The sequence below is a fragment of the Pedobacter sp. 01T416_2 genome, assembly GCF_056398925.1.
The window spans coordinates 1-21,371 of the sequence record NZ_JBFTQI010000009.1; the positions used below are offsets into that span (position 1 = coordinate 1).

Consider the following 21,371-nt stretch of genomic DNA (forward strand, 5'->3'; position numbering starts at 1 on the left):
ATACTGTGTTGGTATTTATAGTATTGTTAGAAATGGGATGGTTTTCGGTAATAGCCCTGTTTTTTACCTATTTCTTTATGTCGATCATGTTCCCGACAATCTTTGCTTTAGGTATCTATGATTTAGGACCGCTGACCAAAAAAGGAGCTTCGTTTCTGGTGATGGCAGTTGCGGGTGGCGCATTTTGTCCTCCGCTAATGGGCCTGATAGGAGATCGTTTAGGAATGTCTATAGCCTTTCTGATACCAATGGTATGTTTCGCTTTTATTGCCTGGTATGCCATAAAAGGAATAGGGAAAAAGATTGACCCTAAAAGTATTTCACTACAGCACCATTAAGCTAAATCAAATGATAAATCATGATTGTTGCATAGGATGAAATAGGTTGTGAAGTAAATACTAGAAAAATAAATACTTAACTAATGAAATCAAAAACACTTAAAATAAATAACACCGATAATATCGAAATAGCACTGTCGGATTTAAAAGCCGGAGAGCCTGTAAGTAATGATAGTGGTACATACAATTTAATTACTGATGTGCAGGCAAAGCACAAGTTTGCTACGGTTGACTTACATAAGGGGGATGAGGTTCTAATGTATGGTGTACTTGTAGGCAAGGCAAATAAAACGATTAAGAAAGGAGAAGTAATTACCAGAGATAATATTAGTCATGCTTCTGGTAGTTATAAACTTAAGGAAAGAAAAATTAGTTGGGAGCTGCCTGAAATATCATCCTGGAAAGATAAAACATTTATGGGCTATCATAGAGAAAATGGAAAAGTTGGTGTAGCCAATTATTGGCTCGTTATTCCATTGGTGTTCTGCGAAAATAAGAATGTACAGGTGATTCAGGATGCTTTTATGAAAGGATTGGGCTATTATGATAATGATTTTTCTTACTATAATCAGGTTCAGCAATTGGTTAAGATGCATAGGGCAGGTATGTCTAAAGCAGATATATTGAATGTAGATTTAGATTTGACAGATGTTGGGGCAGGAATCGAAAATAGGGTATTCCCAAATGTCGATGGGGTTAAATTTTTAACCCACTCATTAGGTTGTGGCGGCACAAAAGATGACGCCATTAATCTTTGTGGTCTGCTTGCCGGGTACATTACCCATGCCAATGTTGCAGGGGCAACGGTATTAAGCCTGGGCTGTCAGAATGCGCAAATATCGTTGTTGAAAGAGCAGATAACTAAACGTGACCCAGCCTTTAACAAACCTTTGTACTGTTTTGAACATCAGCAGGTCGGATCAGAGTCAGAATTGATAAACCAGGCCATCAAACAGACTTTTGCGGGTTTAATGGAGGCCAATGAGTATAAGCGCAAGCCAGCACCCTTGAGCAAACTTTGTATCGGATTAGAGTGTGGCGGGTCCGATGGGTTTTCTGGGATTTCAGCTAACCCGGCTTTGGGCCATACCTCTGATCTTTTAGTGGCTTTGGGCTCATCGGTAATCCTTTCAGAATTCCCCGAACTTTGTGGGGTTGAACAGGAATTAAGCGATCGGTGCCTGGATGAAAGTACTGCAAAAAAGTTTATGTCTTTAATGACTGCTTATCATGAAAGGGCGAAAGCCGTAGGCTCGGACTTTGATTCAAACCCATCTGCAGGCAATATCCGGGACGGCTTGATTACTGATGCAATTAAGTCGGCAGGTGCGGCCAAAAAAGCTGGTACATCCCCGGTTATTGATGTTCTGGATTACCCTGAGCAGGTTTCTAAACCAGGGCTTACATTACTGTGTACGCCAGGAAGTGACATAGAGTCGACAACAGCAGAAGTTGGGGCAGGAGCAACGCTTGTTTTTTTTACGACAGGGCTTGGTACACCAACGGGTAATCCGATTGCTCCTGTTGTAAAGATATCTACCAACACCACATTGTATAAAAAGATGAATGATATCATCGACATCAATGCAGGAACTATAATAACCGGTGAAGAAACAATTAAGCAAGTAGGTGAGCGTATTATGGATTACATCATTGAAATAGCAAGCGGACAGGTAAGGGCCAAGGCCGAGACATTAGGACATAATGATTTTATCCCGTGGAAAAGAGGGATATCTTTATAATAAACAGACATTTTGATCATTAAAAACAAGGATATGAAATTATATAAAACAAAACAGGGGGCACTTTTGCATGGTGATACTGGGTATTATTTGTTAAATACCGACTGGGATACTTTAATAAACAATGATAATCTCCATCAGCATTTAATTCACCTGTTAGCTCAGGAAGGTACATTATCTTTGCCTGAAGTAGAAGCACTGGCAATATTAGAAAATGGAGCAGAAGCCCCGATTGGACAGCAGGAAGTATGGGCGGCCGGGGTAACCTACTTGCGCAGTCGTGAAGCGCGCAAAGAAGAGTCTCAGGATTCAGGCGGTGCAAGTATGTATGATAAAGTTTATGACGCAGATCGTCCGGAGTTGTTTTTTAAGTCTTTACCGCATCGCGTTGCAGGTCACAATCAGCATGTAAATATAAGAAAAGACTCAGTTTGGAATGTGCCAGAACCTGAATTGACTTTGTTTATCAGCTCATCGGGGAACATTCAGGCTTATACAATCGGTAACGATATGAGCTCGAGAAGCATTGAAGGAGAAAACACATTGTATTTGCCACAGGCCAAGATTTATGAAAGAAGTGCAGCATTGGGCCCTTGCTTATATGTGCCAGAAGCACCAATTTCAGACCAGACAATGATAGCAATGGTGATAAAGAGAGACAGCAAAGAGGTTTTCAGTGATTCGGTTTCGATTAGCAGGATGAAACGGTCGCTAAAAGAGCTGGTAACCTACCTGTTTGCAGGATGTGATTTCGATAATGGTTGTTTTTTAATGACCGGAACCTGTATTGTACCGCCTAATGACTTTACTTTGAATGAAAAGGATGAGGTTAGCATAAGTATTGATAACATTGGCACATTAACAAATTATATTGCTATCCGTTAATAGCGCGCTAGTTTTAAACTTTAAAAATAATTATGTCTATAACAGGTGAGAATTTTATTGGAAGTACCCGTAGCGGTAAAGGAGAGAACAGCTTTCAAGCTTTCAATCCAGCGGAGAATATTTCAATGCCAGAAAAGTTTATTTATGCTACAGAAGCGGAGTTTGAGCAAGCGCTGACATTGGCACATCACGCTTTTATAAGTTACAAAAACACTTCTACAATACAGCGTGCGGAGTTTTTAGAAGCAATTGCTGATGAAATAATGGCACTCGGGGAATCACTCTTGGAGAGAGCTGCTGCTGAATCAGGTTTGCCTATGGGGAGAATAACAGGGGAAAGAGGCCGCACCTGTGGTCAACTGAAAATGTTTGCGTTGTTATTACGTGATGGCTGGTATGTAGATGCGAGAATTGATACTGCGCAACCTGAAAGAACTCCCTTGCCAAAACCTGACATCAGAAGAATGCTGATTCCAATTGGGCCTGTAGCAGTTTACGGTGCCAGTAATTTCCCATTGGCTTTTTCAACTGCCGGAGGAGATACAGCATCGGCGCTTGCGGCAGGATGCCCGGTCATTGTTAAAACGCATCCTTCGCATCCCGGCACAAGCGAACTGGTGTCATCTGCCATCATTAAGGCTGCTCAAAAAACGCAAATGCCAGAAGGTGTATTTTCTTCTTTAAATCTTACCGATGATCAATCAATAAAACTTGTGCAGCATAAGTTCATAAAGGCTGTTGGTTTTACGGGATCCAGAAAAATAGGTATGGTTCTCCACAATGCCACAGTTAACAGACCTGAACCTATTCCCATATATGCGGAAATGAGTGCTATAAATCCGGTTATTTTGATGGAGCAGGCATTAAAGGCAAAAGGAGAAGCAATTGCCAAAGGATTAGCTGGTTCGGTAACAATGGGCGCTGGCCAGTTTTGTACTAACCCTGGACTGGTATTGCTGATTGAAAATGAGACGGGGAAGGCGTTTTTAAATCAGTTTGAAGGGTATTTAAGCGCCAGCGAACCTGCAACAATGCTAAATAAGAATATCAGCAAATCTTATCATAAAGGTTTGGAATTAGCGAAAAGCGTTAGTGGGGTGACTGTTTTGGCTCAGGGAATAAAGGCTGCGGATAATGATAGAAATGAAGCCAGGCCAATTGCATTTACAGTTTCTGCAGAAGATTTTCTCCTCAATAAGGCGTTGAGTGAAGAGGTTTTTGGGCCGGCAACACTTTTGGTATTGGTTAAAGATGTAGCACAGCTCCATCAGGTTATAAATCAGTTGGAAGGGCAGCTTACCGCAACTGTACATGCAGAACCTGCCGATCAAAACAACTTAATACCAATAATTGACATCATTACTCAAAAAGCTGGTCGTGTTATCTATAATAGTTTCCCGACGGGTGTAGAAGTTTGCCATTCCATGCACCATGGTGGACCCTTTCCTTCTACTACCGATCAACGATCAACGTCAGTGGGTACTGCGGCCATTTATCGGTTTTTAAGACCAGTATCATATCAGGATATCCCTGATGAAATACTTCCGGAAGCATTAAAGAACAGTAACCCATTGAATATTTTGAGGTTGGTAGATGGATCATGGAAAACGGTTTGATAGCTTAATTTCAGCCCCTTTATAGCTCAAAGCGGCTACGCAGATCTTACCGGAGATATGATATGGTTAAGTCAACAGCCAGCACTGGTTGCCAGGTTATCCTGGTAAAATAAAGCACCTGGATCCAAGTCCGCTGATGGAAACGAAATAACATGTTTAGTCAAAAAAACACCTGAATTGCATATTATAAGGTCAATTCAGGTGTTTTTGATTTTGCGCATGACTTCTGCGAATTTGTCATTGAAGAAGTTTTAGCCGTTGAGGTTCACTTTATATGGCCTGGAAGAGGCTGTATCATAAAGGCGATTTCACCTCAAATGCTGTCATGTTGAGCTTGTCGAAACACCTCAAAGCGTATTTAACAGGCCCTTCGACAGGCTCAGGATGACAATCTATATTTATGATACAACCTCATTTATTATTTCCGTCGGTCAACCGTAAAGTGTAGCGCAGCTGCCCCCAGGATATTCGCATTTAACAGAATAGATGGTTCAATGCTTAAGGCGGAAACCGCACGTTTATATGCAAAACCATTAACCGTATCCCACATACTCTTGGAGTAAAAAGAAAAGGCTGTCTTTGCGCTTCCACCAATGAGGATACATTCACAATCCAGCGAACAGAGAATCATTTTAATCGCTTCGCCTAAATGCCGGCCGAAATCCTCATACATTTCAATCGCTTCCGCATCCTCCATTATTGCTCTTTGAAAAACAATTTCTCCTGTCGTTTGGTATACATGTTCGAAAAAGCGGCCACTTACATAATATTCGATATTTTTATCGAGATATTTTATCATTCCAAATTCTCCAGCGCCACCGTGTTTGCCGGTAAATAATTTGCCATTGATTACAATTCCTGCACCAAGCCCTGTTCCTATGGTTAATCCCACAATAGATTCATAGGGGAGGCCTGCACCAAAATGAAATTCTCCCAATGTAAAGCAATTGGCATCATTTTCTATTTGTACCGGAATATTATAGCGTTGCTCCAAAATCATTAAAAGATCCATCCCATTCAGCGCAGGAACATTAACCACATCATACAGTATCCTTGTTGTTGGATCCACAAGACCTGGGATGCCTATTCCGATGGCTGCGATATCGTTATTAATGATTTTATCAATTACGCCGAAAATTTGCTCAAGAACCTGAGTTCCGGTGCCGTGCGAATGAAGGGCCTGTGAAACAAAGGATTGGATAATCCCGTTAACCACGATTCCCGCTCTTAAATTCGTTCCACCAAGGTCAATTCCTAGAATCTGAAGGCTCTTCATATTTAATTTTTATTTGATAGGTGGGCGGCAGCACCGCCATCTAAAAAAATGGTAAGGGATGGATGGCTCAGCAAGAGACTTCCGGGTAGATCACGCGTAACAGGCTCCTCTATCATTTTTCTGACAATTTCAGCCTTGTGCTCACCACTTACCATTAAAATGATATGCGTACTTTCCAGGAGTGTTCCCATTCCCAAAGTAATGCCTTCTTTCAGTATCTTGGGTTCATTGAAGTACTTTTGTCCAACCTGTCCGGTGATAGGATGCAACAGTACAATTTGGGTCCTGCAATCAATTGCGCATCCAGGCTCGTTCATGGCGATATGTCCGTTCATTCCCAAACCGAGAATGACTACATCGATTCCATTCTGATCGCTGATAAATTGTTCAGCATCTCTGCACGATTTGGGAAGATCTACCGAGCGGCCGTCAAAAAAACAGATGTTGTCTTCACGGATGCCTAACGGGAGGAACAGGTCTTTATCAATTGAATGGCGGCAGCTTCCTTCATCTGTTCCGTTTAACCCCACCCATTCATCCAAACCCACAAATTTCCAACCGGCCACATCATATTTTTTGTCACGAAATCTTTCGATCAATTTCTTATATACACCTGCGGGTGTATCGCCAGATGCAGGGCAAAACAAGGGTTTGTCATAACCTGACATCAACTTGATTACATAATCGGCAACATTTACCGAAAGCTCTTCATACGTGCTGTAAATTTTTATTGTCATGGTTTTAATATTTGGAAATGTACTAAGGCTTTAACCAAAGGTCAATGGGTCTTTCTACTTTTGAACTAAATGGAAGCATTATTTTTTTGCCTTGTCCTGCCGATGCGTAGGCTGCATAGATGATCTCCAAAACTGTCCTGCCATCTTTACCGGTGATCAATGGCTCCCAGTCATTTTGTATACAATCTATAAAATGTTTTAATTCCTGAGGGTAACCCTGGTTAAAGGCTTCCTCGAACATACAAAAACTCCAGCCCACCGTAGTGTCTGTTTTTTCCATAGCATAACCATAGCCATTTTTGCTATAAGCCAGAACCGAATTTCCAACGAATAGATCGGCATATACCACACCGTCCGTTCCATGGATCTCGCTACGGTCATCCATTCCCCCTTGTTTCGCCCAGGAGTTCTCCACAACGCCGGTTACGCCATTTTCAAATTCTATAATGACTATGGAGTTATCTTCACCCAGGGTTTTCTCCTTGTGGAATACCGTATTCATCGACGCAGTAACACTCACAGCCTTAGTGTTTTTCAACATCCACCTGAACCAGGCAATACCATGGCATCCCATGTCCATTAAGACACCGCCCCCTGATTGGTTGATATCATAGAACCAATCGGAATGCGGACCTGAGTGTTTTTCGGATTGTTTTAACATATAAACACTTCCAACGGCTCCCTCTTCCACTAATTTTCTGGCGCGCTCGTATTTAGGTGCAAAACAAAGCTCCTCCGCATACATCAGTTTCACGTTGGCCTTTTCGCAGGCAGCAATCATTTCGTCAGCTTCTTCCAGCGTAACTGCTAATGGTTTTTCAATAATAATGTGTTTACCGGCTGCTGCGGCTTTTATTGTTGCCTGTTTATGGAGGAAATTTGGTAGGCAAATATCAATGACATCAAAGTCAGCGTTTTTGATCAGTTCATCAATTGAAGAAAAATATTGGGCGATATGGTGTTTATCCGCAAAGGATTGGGCTTTATCAGCATTTCGTGCATAAACTGCGACCACCTCGGCTTCAGGGACAAACCTTGTGTAACTCTCCACGTGGATGTCAGCAATAAATCCGGCACCCAATATGGCAACTTTTACCTTTTTCATATTCTAGTATTAAAATGGGTTGTTAAAAAATATTATATAATGCGCTGGTGCTATTTCATTTTCAATCCATACCAGCCAACGTATGAGAAGCACAGCAATGGCAAAATATAAGAGAGCTGTATACCTATCGATGGATGGTCAGATAATAAACCTTGCAAGGGGGGAAGGATTGCTCCGCCGAGGATCATCATAATTAGCAGGGATGAGCCCTGCTGGGTATATTTTCCCAATCCTTTAATCGCAACAGGAAAAATACATGGCCACATGAGTGAGCTGAACAAAGCTGCCGAAACGATGCAGTATAAAGCATATTTACCATTCAACAGCAGCCCCCCAGCGATCATCACGATTGCAGCAGCAGAAGCGAAAATCAATATTTTGATGGGATTATTCCTGCTTATGAGTAGGGCAATAATCAATATAGGTAAAAACAAAGCATAGTCGATTATTTCGTTTAAAGAATAGTCCCCTAACCAGTTGACTAAAAGAACTACCCCAAAAGCAAGGAAGGGTACCAGACAGAGCAGAAATGTTTGTGCTGTTTTTGAAACTTTAAAGCTAAAAACAGCCCCGGTCCATCTTCCAATCATAAGGCAGCCTCCAAATAAACTTAAATAGGGAATAGCATCCCTGGCGGGCAGCCCTAAAATCTTAGCAGAATGGATTAGGGCGGGCAGATTACTTTGCATGGTTACTTCGCCGCCAACGTAGCAAAATACAGCAACCATTCCCAGCACAAGCTGCGGGTATTTTAAAGCTCCGAGGTCTTTTATCGGTTCATCGCTTAGCTGGCTGGTTTTGGGAACCGGGGTTTTGTAGAACCAAACTGCAAAAATCACGTATAAAACTGCTAATACGATGTATGGTATACGGACAGACTGTAATGATAAAGCTGAGCCGTTTACTTTTGCTGCGAGCCCTCCAAATAAAAAAACGCTTAGTATTAGCGGTGAAATGGTATTACCGAATGAATTCACGCTACCCGCTAAAATTAAGCGATGCGCACCGGTATTGATATTTCCCAATTGCACCAATAATGGATTGGCCACAATCTGCTGCAGTGTAAAACCCAAAGCGATAACAAACAGGCAAAGCAAGAAGAAGATATAGGAATGGATTGATGTAGCGGCAACCAATAATATGCTTCCAAGAGCGGAAAGCAATAATCCCCTAACCATTCCTTTTTTTGAACTGATCTGTGGAAGCCAGCTGGCTTTTTTTATAGAAATAACAAAATAAATAATGGATCCAATGAAATACGCGATGTAAAATGACAGCTCGACCAATTGTGCTTCGAACTGTGAAAGATGAAATGATTCTTTAAAAACGGGGATCAATAATGCGTTTCCTGATGCAGCAAAGCCCCAAAAGAAGAATACGCACACGATAACTACTAACAAAGATCTGTTCCCTGTTTGAGTATTATCAACATCAATCTGTTGGGTTTCCGGAGTGATAACAGCTGTTTTTATCATTTTGGTTTTTTTAAAAATCTGAATAATTTCAATAATAACTTTTAACTAAGTTGAGCATTTGTATCTCTTTATCAATTGTTTTAAGATGTAAACATTTAACTCAAACTGAAAGCCGCTCGCACTTTTTCCTGCCGGTACTGTTGGCATATAGGGTATCGGACCAAACTCTGTAGTAAAGGAAATCTCTTTTGTTCCATTTGCCCTATTGTATTCGACAATACTGTCCCATATTTCAAAATGCCTTTCTGCCGTCTGCTGCCATTTTTCCAATCGGGGATCGTCTACCTGGGGACCTTGAGTATGGCCCATGCGGGCATGGATATGTTTGGTATGCGGCAAACAGCTTTCGATGGCTTCCTGTTGGTCAAACAATAGACTCTCAGCAACACAGATCCAATGTGAAACATCTAAAGTAATCTGTAATTTAGGAAATTCCGTGAAATAAGGAGTTGTAAGGTGGGAGGCAAATGAAAACCGTCCACGATGTGTTTCGTGTGTAATACAAACGTCGCTTTTCGCTGAAATTTCTTCGGCAATCTTTAGGAGTTCTCCATTTTGTGCAGCAGTGAAATAATCTTTTCCAGTATGAGAGTTCACTTGAAAGGGGTTGGTCTTAACAAGCCTTTCCAGATGATAACGAAATGATTTTTTATGGGTATTAAAATCACGGTCATTTGTTTCCCAATGCTGGGCGATAAACTTCAGCTTATATCCTTCAATTTTTTCCAACAATTCTGCTTTTGTATTTTCGTCTTCGGGAATACCGATCTCTACCCCATTATAACCAGCCTGTTTTACGGCACTGAGAAAGTCATCCCAAGGCATATCTTCACTTCCCCAACGGGGACAGAAATAATTTATTTGCATTTATTTGGTGTAGTTTGTTGATGTTAGTTGGACTCCTTTGAGATTAAGGGCAGTATTTATTTTGCCCTTTCATCTCTTACCTTCCTATTTCCGGTATGATCGTATCCGCGTTCACGTTCAAATTTTATCATTTCTGCGGGTCTGAAATTGGTAATAAATGCACGACGGCGTTTATCCGTAGAATTTCCCCTGCTGTAATGTAGGGTGCCGCCATGGTGAAATATACAGCTTCCTGGTTTGATTTCGACAGCTACACCCTCCTCTTCATTAGCATCACATTGTAATGCACCGCCCTTTCCAGAGGGCCTGTGTGGTCTGATGGGTATTAAATGCGATTTTGGTACATACCACATACAGCCATTTTCTTTAAATGACTCATCCAGGGCCACCCAGCAACTCGTAGCTCTTGTGTCAGGCATGCTTATCCAGTAAGCACAATCCTGATGCCATGGTGTTGGCGTATTTGTATAAGGTGCTTTATCGATCAGCATGTCAAAGTCAAGTTCCAGGTCATTTCCCAGCAACTGTTTGGCAATAGCCAATGACTTCTGGTGAAGTACATCTTGTAATAAAGACGGAACAATCCGACTGGGTACCATGATCTGGGTAATTCGTTCAACAGCCTTATCTTCGGTTCCCGTTTCATTTTGACCAGCGAGATCTCCTCGATTCTCTGCGGCATTAATTTTGTTGGATAGGAAGTCTTCGTACAGGCAACGATAAGTTTCAACTTCCTCAGGCGTTAATAAATTTTCTACTAACAAATAACCGTTTACATAGAAAAAATCGATTTGATTTTGAGACAGAATATCATTCATCATAACACATAGGTTTTTATCAAAAATGCATGCATTATGTGTATAACCTGTTCATAAAAAAAGGATAGTATTATATTGAACCTAATAGAATGGATAGGGAAATATTCAGTTTAAACCACTTGGGGATCTTCTTGTATATTTCCGTTGCAATAGAGAAATATTGCGAAGGGGAGGAAGTTGGGTAAAGGGTAAATTTAGCTTTGGCAGGGGAGGTGGGCTGTATCGCTTAAGCCGAAAATCCGGAGGATTTCATTTGATGAAGGGATAAATTCTTCCCTTCATCAAATGGATCTTGTTTTTGAAGCGCTGGGCCCTGCGCTGGATCATGGGCCTTATCATTCATGAGCTACGGCAGCGTTCTTGGGCTGCGGTAGCTTTGGCTGACAGGGCAGATTTTGGAGCATCTTGAATGGCAAGTCTTGAGTTTCGCCCTTAGCGAAAGAGTTTGCTAAAAATCACTCCATAAGTGTTAAATCAAGCGCAGTTTCTTTAGATAATCAATATTCACTTTTGCACTTTGTAAAGGAGTTTCATGATAAAAGCGGCTCTGCTCCACAAAAAAGTACTTCATGCCATTGTCTATGGCCGTGGACAACAGGCGTGGATAATTGATTGTACCTTGCCCTAAATCACAGGAAGATTCTTCTTCACTGTCTTTGGGCAAACGATGCTTCAATATATCGCGCATGTGGCAGAGTTTAAAACGGTGCCTGTGTTCTTTGAGGTATTCTTCTGCGTTTTGGCCTTCGGTTATGGTATAATAATAATCCATTTGAAAATCAACCAGATCTTTATCCGTATTGGCTAAAAGAACGTCGATTGGTAATTGTCCATCTACTTTTTTGTAGGGATAATCATGTGGATGGTAGCCAAAACGCATACCGTACTTTTTGCAGATCTCTCCATTGCTGTTGAACTCATCGGCAAAACGTTTAAAATTGTCGATAGATTTTTGAGGCCCTTTCCATGGACAGACCAGGTATTTCATTCCGATTTCAGCGGCTTTTTCTACTTGCCTTTCAAAACCGCCTGGTTCATCATTATAGTGGCTTGAAATCACCTTCAGTCCGAAATTATTCGCCAGCTTTTTAAACTCTTTATTGCCGACGCCCCAAAACATACCCTGAGTGCCACTATAGCTTTCTATCTGCGTATAACCCATTGTGCCCAATTGTTTCAAGGTGCCGGGCATATCTTTTTCCATATCCTCCTTCACCATATACAACTGAATGCCCCAGGCGGGCAGCTTGGGTGGGGCAGCAAAAATGTCATTCCCGAATAAAGGGATACTTAAGGCAAGAAGCCCTGTGTTTTTCAAAAAAGATCTTCTGTTGGTCATTATCTAATTTATTTAAAAATGATGGTTTTCTCCAGGTCTTAAAATATAGTGGTAAGGAACCATACATTGAATTACCGGTATTTAAAGTCACATCCAAATTAATTTTCAACTTTTGCGGTAATTATTTGTACGATCGAAATGCTTCTCCATATATGCTTGTGTCCTGCACAAAAAACGTTACAAATCCTTGCTACTACAACCTCAAAAAGCTATTGTTTAAGCGTTAAAATCCAGCTTATAATTTGCTTTACCTCCGTAGGCTTCAGTGCCGGATGCGCCGGCATCACAACATCGCCCCAAACGCCATTTCCGCCTTGCACAACCTTTTGTGTTAAATGGGTCATTGAAGCGGTGTTGTTCGGGTATTTTTTTGCGATCTCTATAAAAGCTGGTCCGATTGATTTCTCGTTTATTTTATGACAGGCTTTGCAATCGAGCGACATCATTAAAGCTTTACCGGGACTGTTTGCACTGATATTTGACAGATTGGACACCACGCTACCGGCCACTATGCCAATGGTTTTACTTTTTGCCATTGCATCCCGGTCGTCTTTAATATCAACCGTGACCGTATAATTGCCCTTTTTAGTATAAACATACTTTAGTTTTGGGAACAGGGTTTTCTTGACTACACCATTACCCAGGTTCCATGTGTAGGTCATCTTGTCATTTTCGGGGTCTTTTGCTACAACATCAAACTGCACTGCCAAAGGCAATTTTCCATAAGTTTTATCGGCATATATTTTTAATATTTCAGGCGGACGGTTTCCACGGTTATAATCAATCCTTGCTAAACCGGCATCAACATTTTTAGTGAACCATCCATTGCCATATTCCAGGACATAAATTCTGCCATCCGGCCCTATTTCCATATCAATCGGCGCATTAAATTTTGTAGTTGGCATAAACGGTTCCATCTTGTCAAAATCGCCATTTGGTTGCAGGGTTACTGCTTTTATCCAGCTTCTCATCCAATCATAGATGATCACTTTTTTGCTGTAATAATCAGGTAAGCGTGTAGCCTTAGGATACATATCGGCATAGTAGATAGGACCTGCCATAGCGGTTCGCCCACCAGTACCCACTTGTGGGAAATCGGTTGACGGGCCATATGGATACCATATAAATGCCGGCTGCGCAGGTGGCAGTGCTTTTAGCCCTGTGTTGTTTTTTGATATATTTATCGGCTTTGTTGGATCAAAAGCAGGGCCGGATACCCCCGTGGCATAATTGTAAGGATGGTAGGGCAGGTTCGGGCCTATAAACAGCGGCCAGCCAAAAAAGCCAGCACTTCTGGCCTGGTTGACCTCATCATAACCACGTGGTCCACGAAAGGCCAGGCTGTCGCTGTTCGCGTCCGGACCAACCTCGCCCCAATATAAATAATTGTTCCGCTTATCTACTGATATACGGTAAGGATTCCTATCACCCATTATATAAATTTCTGCCCGGGTATTGGCCTCTCCAGGTTTAAACAGGTTACCTTCTGGAATATCGTAAGTGCCATCGGCCTTCATTTTTATTCTGAGGATTTTTCCCCTTAAGTCATTGGTATTACCTGCAGTCCGTCTTGAATCATACTGCTCATGACCCGCACGGTCATCCAAGGGAGCGAATGCGTGTGTATTATAAGCTGGGTTTCCCCCTTCATCAAATGGGGTGGAATTATCTCCGGTGGACAGATAAAGCATATTGTCCTTACCAAAAGCCACCGAACCGCCTGTATGACAGCATATATCCCGCTGAGAGTATAACTGTAATACTATTTTTTCTGACCTGTTATCAATGGTATCATTTTCGAGTGTAAAACGCGAGAGACGGTTTACACTGGTATCGGCAGGACTGTAATAAATATAAACGTAATGGTTGTTTTTAAAATCGGGATCAGCCTGTAGGCCCAAGAGACCTTCTTCTGCATTCACCTCTTTGACCTGTGATTTCCAATACACATTTAAAAAACCTATCTGTTTTACCGTTTTGGTGTTGTTTTTATAGAGTAGTATTTCTCCTCGGCGTTGAGCAATCATAACATCCAGGTTTGGCAGTACGGTCATTTCAGTCGGTTCAAAAAAAGTTCCTTTTACCAGCTGGTTTTTAACCAAACGATTTTCGTCTGGAACGCGTTCTGTGGTAGCTTTTGCGTAGTTTAATTTTTGTTGGTCGCCGATTGCCCATAAAATGCCGCCCAAAATATGTTTTAAATAAAGTGGGTCTGCATATGATTCCCCGGTATGTCCAAGCGCGGTGTACCAGGCCCTGCCACCATCGAAATCGTGATACCAGGCCATTGGGTGGGCCGCGCCGTTAATGCCCCCTGTATAACTGTTTTCATCAATGGTAATCAGGACATGAACGTCCTTGTTTAACGCTTTATAGTTATACCATTCATCTGTTCTTTTCCACTCATCAGGTAAATGTTTTGTCGAGATATGGGTTTTGTCAATTACTTTTAATAATGCAGGCTGTATTTGAGGATGACTGGCAAAATATCCGCCTACCAGGCGGCCGTACCAATGCCAGTCGTATTCCGCATCAGCGGCTGCGTGTATGCCCACATAAGCTCCGCCGGCCTGTATATATCTTTCAAAATCATTTCGTTCTGCGGCTGTAAGCAATGCGCCGGTTGTACTTAAGAAAATCACTGCATTGTATTTTTTTAAGTTACTTTCAGTGATTTTTCCAGCATCGGATGTTGTATCCACATCAAAATTATTTTCCTTCCCGAGTTTTACGATTGCTTTTATTCCTGCGGGAATAGAGGCGTGGTGAAAGCCGGCTGTTCTGGTGAAAACTAGAATTTTTGGTTTTGATACGGGAAAGCCAAAAAACAAAAAGGGAATAAAAAATAATAAAATAAATTTTAGTCGCATTGGTCGATTTTTTACTGATAATAAAGTATGGGAATAAATGAAGTCGCGGATAACTACTTAAGTAAAAATAAATTCATGGCAATTAAAAGCCACTATCGTCCAATGCAAACCTATTTTTTCTCATTTGCCATTGGCCCTTTGTGAAGTCTGGGAACTCTTGCGGTTTATTTCCTTCTGCGATTGATTTTGCAGATAAAGGCGCGATAACGCTCATCGTTACCGAATCGTAGACATCAATAGGTGGGGTCTTTTTTTCTTTTACCGAAAGAATGAACGCATTAAAAACAAACCAGTCTACACCACCATGGCCTGCCTCGCTTGCATCCTTTTCGTGTTTTTTCCATAGTGGGTGGTCATACTTCTCAAACCAGGCTTTGGCCGGTTCCCATTCATCATCTTTTGACACATGGTCAATGTAGATCGATTGATTGAGATCCATCCAGATACCTTTGGTGCCCTGCACCCGGAAACCGAGAGAATATGGGCGTGGTAGATGGGTATCATGGGTCAAAAGAACAGTCTCTCCATTCGCGCAATTCAACATGGTCTGTACGACATCCCCTTCTTTATATTTGATATTGGCATTTGGATGCCTTGGTGCAAGTTCCTCCACATAAGATGCCAGGCCCCGCGCTTTCGAGCTGAACGAAACCAGATTGGTAAACCTATTGCCCCGGTTGATGTTCAGGTAGTTCATTACCGGACCCGCCCCATGTGTAGGATAAAGATCGCCGTCGCGGTCGATATTGAATTGGGTACGCCATTGAGCTTCACTGAGTGCCCCTTCGCCAAATTCAATACCACCGCCATAAACCTGCCTACCATTATTGAACAACACATCCCGAAGGTTATGTTGATATCCTCCTTCAGCATGTACCAATTCCCCAAATACGCCCTGGCGGACCATATTTAGTACGGCCATAACATCACGTCGGTAACAAACGTTTTCTAAGGTCATGTAAGGCACGCCTGTGGCCTCTGATGTATGAACGATCTCCCAGTGATCATCAAGTGTTAATCCTGCTATTACCTCGCATCCCACATATTTACCCGCTTTCATTGCATCTACTGCCTGACTACAGTGAAATTGCCATGGCGTTGCGATAATAACCGCGTGGATATCTTTTCGATCCAACAATTTTTTATATGCATCTAAACCACCGGTATATTCCATCGCTGCTGGCTTACCGCTTTTTGCCATGCGTTCCCGGCAAATTTTTAGTGAGCGTTCCTGAATATCGCAAATGGCAACAATCTCAACGTCTTCGCGAAGTAGGCCTGCTGCAATATGGTTCATACCTCTTTCTCCCACACCAATGTAGCCAAGGCGCACTTTTTTCTCCTCTGTAGCAAAAATAGCAGTCGATGGTAATATAGTAGCCCCAGCGAGGCTGATTGTGCTATTTTTTATAAATTCTCTTCTTAACATATTTAAGATTTATTGGGTTATTGTCGATTTTTTGAACATAATCATCTGAGGGCTGTTTCTTACATCCGTAAAACTTTAACACCTGAATCAGTATTTATCAGTTCTGCACTTTGGATCACTTTACCAAAAAAACTTATCTTGATCGGTATAAACAATGGAGGTTCCACAATGATCTTCAACCCCAGATAACTGTTTTGAATGAAAAGATTGATCCGATTTTGTGACAGCATGTTAAACATCATAATGTATATGTTTAACCAAAAATACCTGCACAGTATGAATAACCTGTTCGTAAAAAAAGGATAGTACTATATTGTACTTAAGGAATGAATAGAAAGATTTATTTCTTTTCTAACCTGCTTTTATCTCCGTAGGGGTCTTGCCGGTATACTTTCTCATTACAGTAGAAAAATATTGTGGCGTGGAGAAATTTAGTGAGTAGGCAAGTTTTGTGATCGATATGTCGGGTTGGTCATTTATAATCTTGATCGCTAAAAAAATGCGCTGACGCTGGATGTAATCAATCGGACTGAAGCCGGTATTCTGTTTAAACCAAATCTTAAATCTGGATTCTGAAAGGTGAATCTTGTTGGCCAGGTCTTCGATGGAGATGTATTCTGTAAGATTATTGGTAATGTGTTCGGTAATCACATCTAAGCGCTTGTCTGTCGTTTCGGTCTGCATTCCCGAAACTTTATCCAGCACATGTAATAAAAAATTTTGAACTAAATGTTCAATCCAGATCTTTTCAACAATCGTTTTTTTACGGAGCGTATTTTTTTTAAAAATAGTCTCCAGGATTTTTTTGCATTCGTCTCCTCCGCGGAAATGACGGATTTCCTTTTTTATAATCAGATCCAGTAGACTGGCCACGTTGGCGCAAATCTTATTGCCGGGCTTTAGTTTGATATTATCTGTTTTGATTATCAACCAATATAAACAACCTCTTTCTTCCGGTTCACCGCCTGTACTGTGGACTTCGCCCGGGAAATGGATAAAAATGTCGCCTCCATTAACCAGGTGTTTTTTGTTGTTGACAAAAAACAATTGACTTCCTTTATCACAGTAGCATATTTCTATCATACCTACATGTGCATGTTCCTCCAGATATTTTTCAGCTTTGCTATATTTATATCTGCCCAAAACGCATAGATCATCATATCCCTCCTTTTGGAAGTTAATGATAGTCCTGTTTCTTGTTGATTTTACATCGAGTTGCATAACGTTATGTTGGTATTAACAATGTTACAAAAAAAAAAGCTTTGTCAACCTGAAAATCGAAAAATTCAATAGGTGCAACCCCAAGGCCTCAGCTGGGCGCTTACGGTATTCCATTTCTATAGTGGTTTACCTGTAATGGCTGTTTTTTGATTGTAATATAACCGATCGGTTTGGTTCGCTGAATAAATAAATTGATAGCGCTATAGTTCCACCATATTATTCTTCAAATGGTCGGCTTTATTGATGACAAACATCCTTGTTATCAGATTGAGCGGTAAACCAAATTGTTCATTTTAGTATCGAAGTATTCTTGTGTAAGAATATCATGGGGGGTATCATTAAGTTTGTTTGATCAATCTGGTAATTGCCGACTTAACAAGGAATTAAAATGTAACTGTCCTTGAAATATAAAATAAAAGTCCGTAGCTTATATATGATTGATACGCCGCATACCAAATATATTCTGTAACCAAACCAAACCATGACAAAAAAAATCACATTCACTTCAGTATTCATGTTCCTGTTACTGAGTATTTGTATTCCAAATGATCTTTTGGCGCAAATACAACCAAGCTCCGGAACTACCGTTACCGGTAAAATAAGAGATGGATCAGGTCAAGCATTGCCTGGGACAACTATCCTAGAAAAGGACACCCAGAACGGGGTTATTGCAAATAGCAATGGGGAATTTAGTATCAAATTGAAAGGTTCATCTCGGACATTAATATTTTCCTTAATTGGGTTTGTTTCAAAGAGCGTTACGCTGCAAAACAATCAATCGTTGCTAGTTGAATTAGATGCTTCAAATAATGCTTTAAACGATGTTGTAGTCGTAGGCTATACACAGAGAAGAAAAGTTGACCTTACTGGAGCTGTAGCCTCGGTTTCATCAAAGGAATTGGAAAACAGGCCTGTTACCAACGTTGCCCAGGCTTTGCAGGGACAGGTTGCCAACCTTAATGTAACCCCAAATGCATATGGCGCGGGCGGTGCCCCAGATGCAGAACCCAATATAAACGTGAGGGGATTTACCGGTTTCGGTGTGCTGGCAGCACCTTTGGTTGTAATTGACGGTATTCCTGGTGGAGATCTGAATTCGATCAATCCCTCGGATATTGATAATATATCACTACTAAAGGACGCGGCATCTTCAGCTATATATGGCTCAAGTGCTCCTTATGGGGTTTTGCTTGTCACTACAAAACGCGGCAAGGAAGGGAAACCAACGATCAACTATAGTAATAACTTATCTATTAGCCAGGCAATAAACCTTCCTAAGATGGTCAATTCTCTTGATTTTGCAAATCTTTTTAATGAGGCATTCGTAAACGCTGGACGGGCGCCCTGGTATAATCAGGAGACCCTTGGCCGCATCAAGGGCTACCTGGATGGAACGCTGAAAGATGAGACGATCAAGGATCCAAACCATGACGATTGGTATGGTTCAGGGCTTGGATACTTCACGGGCGCAGGTCCGAATACGGGCAATGGCAACAATGACTGGTTTAAAATCTATTTTAAACCATGGGCTTTTAGCCAACAACATAATCTGAGTGTTTCAGGTGGAAGTAAATCAACGTCCTATTATCTGGGTGCAGGTTATACCTCTAAGGGAGGGATGTATAATTTTATGAGCGACAGTTATAGCCGTTCCAATGTGAGGGCAAATGTGTCGACTGAAATAAACAAATGGTTGACCGTAAATTTCCGTAGTGCCCTGTCCAGACAGTCTGGCAATACCCCAGCCACTTATCCGGATGCCACTGGTGGTAATTACATGCACCAAATAGCAAGAAAACTTCCAACTACGCCATTGTTTAATCCTGATGGTGAATATTCTGACTATTCCGGCGTTAAACTCTTTACTGAAGGGGGAAGGAATACCTACGACAGGGATAAAGTGAATGCAACGGGCGAGTTGGTTATCAAACCGGCAACCGGCTGGAATATTACCGGAAATTTCACTTATAATGGAACATAGTTCAATTCGAAAAACTTCAATAAAGTAGTATATACAATACAGCCTAGCGGAAACAAAGTTCCTGAATTCCAGACAAATCCAAATAATTCGTTAGAAGAAAGCTATGGAACAAACGCAGACTATGTAACGAATATTTTCTCTTCATATGAGAAGAAAATCAACAATCATTATTTCCAGATTTTAGGAGGATATATAAAGGATTTCCGAGCTAATAAAATGCTTTACGCATCAAATTCTTTGTTGTACTCAAATGACATACCCTCTTTAAATCTTACTTATAATCCTTCTCCGTCGGTTGCGGATAATGATACCAGACTAGCTATGGAAGGGTATTTTGGTAGATTCAATTACAATTATAAAGATAAGTATCTATTGGAACTGAACGGAAGATATGATGCTTCCTCTCGTTTCTTGGAGAATAAGAGATGGAATCTTTATTCCGGTCTCTCAGGAGGATACGTAGTTTCGGAGGAAAATTTCTGGAAACCGTTTAAAAACTATGTGAATTTATTTAAATTAAGAGGATCGTACGGGTCACTGGGAGACCAATGGGGAGATAATCCGGGACAGGATAACTATTATCCTTTTTATCCTAGCCTTTCTACTGTTGCGCCTACAAATACTAGCTGGATATTTAGCAATGGCCGCCAGTCTTATGTTGGCCCTCCGGGCCTGGTGAACCCTAGTCTTACATGGGCCACCATTAAATCACTTAATATGGGCGTAGATATGGCTTTCTTTAATAATAAATTATCAATGTCCTTTGATCATTATATAAGAAAAGCTACAGATTTTGTAGGGCCTTCGGAAAACCTGCCTAGCATATTGGGAACAGCAGTTCCGCAAGCTAACAATGCATCGATGCAAACCAAAGGCTTTGAGCTTACCCTAGGATGGAATGATAAAATAAATGATGTAAACTATTACGTGAGAGCGGTTTTGAGCAACAGCAAAAGTACCGTTCAAAAGTATCCTAATACAACCAAACTCCTATCTGATTGGTATGAGGGAATGGTAATGGGAGAAATATGGGGATATGAGACCCAAGGTTTATTTCAAAGTGCTCAGGAAATAGCAAATGCACCAAAACAAACGGCAATAAATGCAAGCAACTGGACACCGGGAGATGTCCGTTACAAAGATTTAAATGGCGATAACGTTATTAATTTCGGAAATAATACCGCGGATAATTCTGGTGACAGAAAAGTTATAGGCAATAGCTCTCCACAATATTCCTACGGAGTGACAGTTGGTGGAGACTGGAAAGGGTTTGACGTTTCCATGTTCCTTCAGGGAGTAGCCAAAAGGGATGCATGGGTAGGATCGGATATGTACTTTGGAATTATTGGAGGGGAATGGGGCAGTACTGTTATGACACAGAATTTAAACAGATGGACGCCTCAGACGCCTGATGGCTTCTTTCCCAAATATTATATGTCCGGACAGATGAACAAGAATATTCAAACGCAAACAAGGTATCTGCAAAATGCAGCTTATATGCGCATTAAAAATATTCAGCTCGGCTACACGGTATCTAAAAACCTGTTATCACATGTGGGAATTCAGAAGCTGAGGGTTTACCTCAGTGGAGATAATCTTGCCACATTTACTAAAATGCAAAAATCCCTAGATCCTGAACTGGCAGTAGATGAAGGTAAGATCTACCCATTAC

General features: G+C 41.2%; 13 protein-coding genes and 2 pseudogenes. 5 read left to right on the forward strand and 10 right to left on the reverse strand.

Annotation, left to right across the window (positions count from 1 at the left end):
• The 4 genes and pseudogenes from AC1DPQ_RS00910 to AC1DPQ_RS00925 form a co-directional block, all read left to right on the forward strand.
• Window positions 1-338: pseudogene (locus tag AC1DPQ_RS00910) on the forward strand (glucose/galactose MFS transporter); the annotation flags it as partial.
• An 83-nt stretch (window positions 339-421) separates the two neighbouring features.
• The gene (locus tag AC1DPQ_RS00915) at window positions 422-2,080 is read left to right on the forward strand and encodes a UxaA family hydrolase (protein ID WP_477580059.1); all 1,659 of its coding nucleotides are present in this window, start codon (window positions 422-424) and stop codon (window positions 2,078-2,080) included.
• A gap of 33 nt (window positions 2,081-2,113) precedes the next feature.
• Window positions 2,114-2,965 carry a fumarylacetoacetate hydrolase family protein gene (locus tag AC1DPQ_RS00920; RefSeq protein WP_477607543.1) on the forward strand — a complete coding sequence of 284 codons (852 nt, stop codon included), beginning with the start codon at window positions 2,114-2,116 and terminating at the stop codon, window positions 2,963-2,965.
• A 32-nt stretch (window positions 2,966-2,997) separates the two neighbouring features.
• A complete protein-coding gene (locus AC1DPQ_RS00925; RefSeq protein WP_477580063.1) occupies window positions 2,998-4,581 on the forward strand; it encodes an aldehyde dehydrogenase (NADP(+)) in 1,584 nt (527 codons plus the stop codon).
• Window positions 4,582-4,999: 418 nt separating this feature from the next.
• Here AC1DPQ_RS00925 and AC1DPQ_RS00930 read toward each other — a convergent pair whose 3' ends face one another.
• The 10 genes from AC1DPQ_RS00930 to AC1DPQ_RS00975 all read right to left on the reverse strand — a co-directional run bounded on the left by AC1DPQ_RS00930 (window position 5,000) and on the right by AC1DPQ_RS00975 (window position 17,718).
• Window positions 5,000-5,857 (reverse strand): ROK family protein, encoded by an 858-nt coding sequence (locus tag AC1DPQ_RS00930; protein WP_477580064.1) that lies wholly within the window; start codon window positions 5,855-5,857, stop codon window positions 5,000-5,002.
• Window positions 5,858-5,859: 2 nt separating this feature from the next.
• Complete coding sequence (locus tag AC1DPQ_RS00935) at window positions 5,860-6,594, reverse strand: glucosamine-6-phosphate deaminase (protein WP_477580066.1); 735 nt, start codon at window positions 6,592-6,594, stop codon at window positions 5,860-5,862.
• Window positions 6,595-6,616: 22 nt separating this feature from the next.
• A complete protein-coding gene (locus tag AC1DPQ_RS00940) occupies window positions 6,617-7,699 on the reverse strand; it encodes a Gfo/Idh/MocA family protein (RefSeq protein WP_477580068.1) in 1,083 nt (360 codons plus the stop codon).
• A gap of 50 nt (window positions 7,700-7,749) precedes the next feature.
• Window positions 7,750-9,174 carry an MFS transporter gene (locus AC1DPQ_RS00945; protein ID WP_477580070.1) on the reverse strand — a complete coding sequence of 475 codons (1,425 nt, stop codon included), beginning with the start codon at window positions 9,172-9,174 and terminating at the stop codon, window positions 7,750-7,752.
• A gap of 45 nt (window positions 9,175-9,219) precedes the next feature.
• The gene (locus tag AC1DPQ_RS00950) at window positions 9,220-10,041 is read right to left on the reverse strand and encodes a sugar phosphate isomerase/epimerase family protein (RefSeq protein WP_477580072.1); all 822 of its coding nucleotides are present in this window, start codon (window positions 10,039-10,041) and stop codon (window positions 9,220-9,222) included.
• A gap of 56 nt (window positions 10,042-10,097) precedes the next feature.
• The gene (locus AC1DPQ_RS00955) at window positions 10,098-10,862 is read right to left on the reverse strand and encodes a phytanoyl-CoA dioxygenase family protein (RefSeq protein ID WP_477580074.1); all 765 of its coding nucleotides are present in this window, start codon (window positions 10,860-10,862) and stop codon (window positions 10,098-10,100) included.
• Window positions 10,863-11,328: 466 nt separating this feature from the next.
• The gene (locus tag AC1DPQ_RS00960; RefSeq protein WP_477607544.1) at window positions 11,329-12,198 is read right to left on the reverse strand and encodes a sugar phosphate isomerase/epimerase family protein; all 870 of its coding nucleotides are present in this window, start codon (window positions 12,196-12,198) and stop codon (window positions 11,329-11,331) included.
• A 209-nt stretch (window positions 12,199-12,407) separates the two neighbouring features.
• Complete coding sequence (locus tag AC1DPQ_RS00965; protein ID WP_477607546.1) at window positions 12,408-15,068, reverse strand: ThuA domain-containing protein; 2,661 nt, start codon at window positions 15,066-15,068, stop codon at window positions 12,408-12,410.
• An 82-nt stretch (window positions 15,069-15,150) separates the two neighbouring features.
• Complete coding sequence (locus AC1DPQ_RS00970) at window positions 15,151-16,497, reverse strand: Gfo/Idh/MocA family protein (RefSeq protein ID WP_477582018.1); 1,347 nt, start codon at window positions 16,495-16,497, stop codon at window positions 15,151-15,153.
• 351 nt (window positions 16,498-16,848) lie between these two features.
• Window positions 16,849-17,718, reverse strand: a complete 870-nt coding sequence (locus AC1DPQ_RS00975) for an AraC family transcriptional regulator (RefSeq protein ID WP_477582020.1) — start codon at window positions 17,716-17,718, stop codon at window positions 16,849-16,851.
• Window positions 17,719-18,232: 514 nt separating this feature from the next.
• Here AC1DPQ_RS00975 and AC1DPQ_RS00980 point away from each other — a divergent pair.
• Window positions 18,233-21,371, forward strand: a pseudogene (locus AC1DPQ_RS00980) (SusC/RagA family TonB-linked outer membrane protein); the annotation flags it as partial.

Excerpts from the sequence above, each read along its gene's own strand:
- AC1DPQ_RS00965 (WP_477607546.1), bottom strand. The coding sequence starts at position 15,068 with ATGCGACTAAAATTTATTTTATTATTTTTTATTCCCTTTTTGTTTTTT.
- AC1DPQ_RS00935 (WP_477580066.1), bottom strand. The coding sequence starts at position 6,594 with ATGACAATAAAAATTTACAGCACGTATGAAGAGCTTTCGGTAAATGTT.
- AC1DPQ_RS00950 (WP_477580072.1), bottom strand. The coding sequence starts at position 10,041 with ATGCAAATAAATTATTTCTGTCCCCGTTGGGGAAGTGAAGATATGCCT.
- AC1DPQ_RS00960 (WP_477607544.1), bottom strand. The coding sequence starts at position 12,198 with ATGACCAACAGAAGATCTTTTTTGAAAAACACAGGGCTTCTTGCCTTA.
- AC1DPQ_RS00915 (WP_477580059.1), top strand. The coding sequence starts at position 422 with ATGAAATCAAAAACACTTAAAATAAATAACACCGATAATATCGAAATA.
- AC1DPQ_RS00940 (WP_477580068.1), bottom strand. The coding sequence starts at position 7,699 with ATGAAAAAGGTAAAAGTTGCCATATTGGGTGCCGGATTTATTGCTGAC.
- AC1DPQ_RS00930 (WP_477580064.1), bottom strand. The coding sequence starts at position 5,857 with ATGAAGAGCCTTCAGATTCTAGGAATTGACCTTGGTGGAACGAATTTA.
- AC1DPQ_RS00945 (WP_477580070.1), bottom strand. The coding sequence starts at position 9,174 with ATGATAAAAACAGCTGTTATCACTCCGGAAACCCAACAGATTGATGTT.
- AC1DPQ_RS00970 (WP_477582018.1), bottom strand. The coding sequence starts at position 16,497 with ATGTTAAGAAGAGAATTTATAAAAAATAGCACAATCAGCCTCGCTGGG.
- AC1DPQ_RS00920 (WP_477607543.1), top strand. The coding sequence starts at position 2,114 with ATGAAATTATATAAAACAAAACAGGGGGCACTTTTGCATGGTGATACT.
- AC1DPQ_RS00955 (WP_477580074.1), bottom strand. The coding sequence starts at position 10,862 with ATGATGAATGATATTCTGTCTCAAAATCAAATCGATTTTTTCTATGTA.
- AC1DPQ_RS00975 (WP_477582020.1), bottom strand. The coding sequence starts at position 17,718 with ATGCAACTCGATGTAAAATCAACAAGAAACAGGACTATCATTAACTTC.
- AC1DPQ_RS00925 (WP_477580063.1), top strand. The coding sequence starts at position 2,998 with ATGTCTATAACAGGTGAGAATTTTATTGGAAGTACCCGTAGCGGTAAA.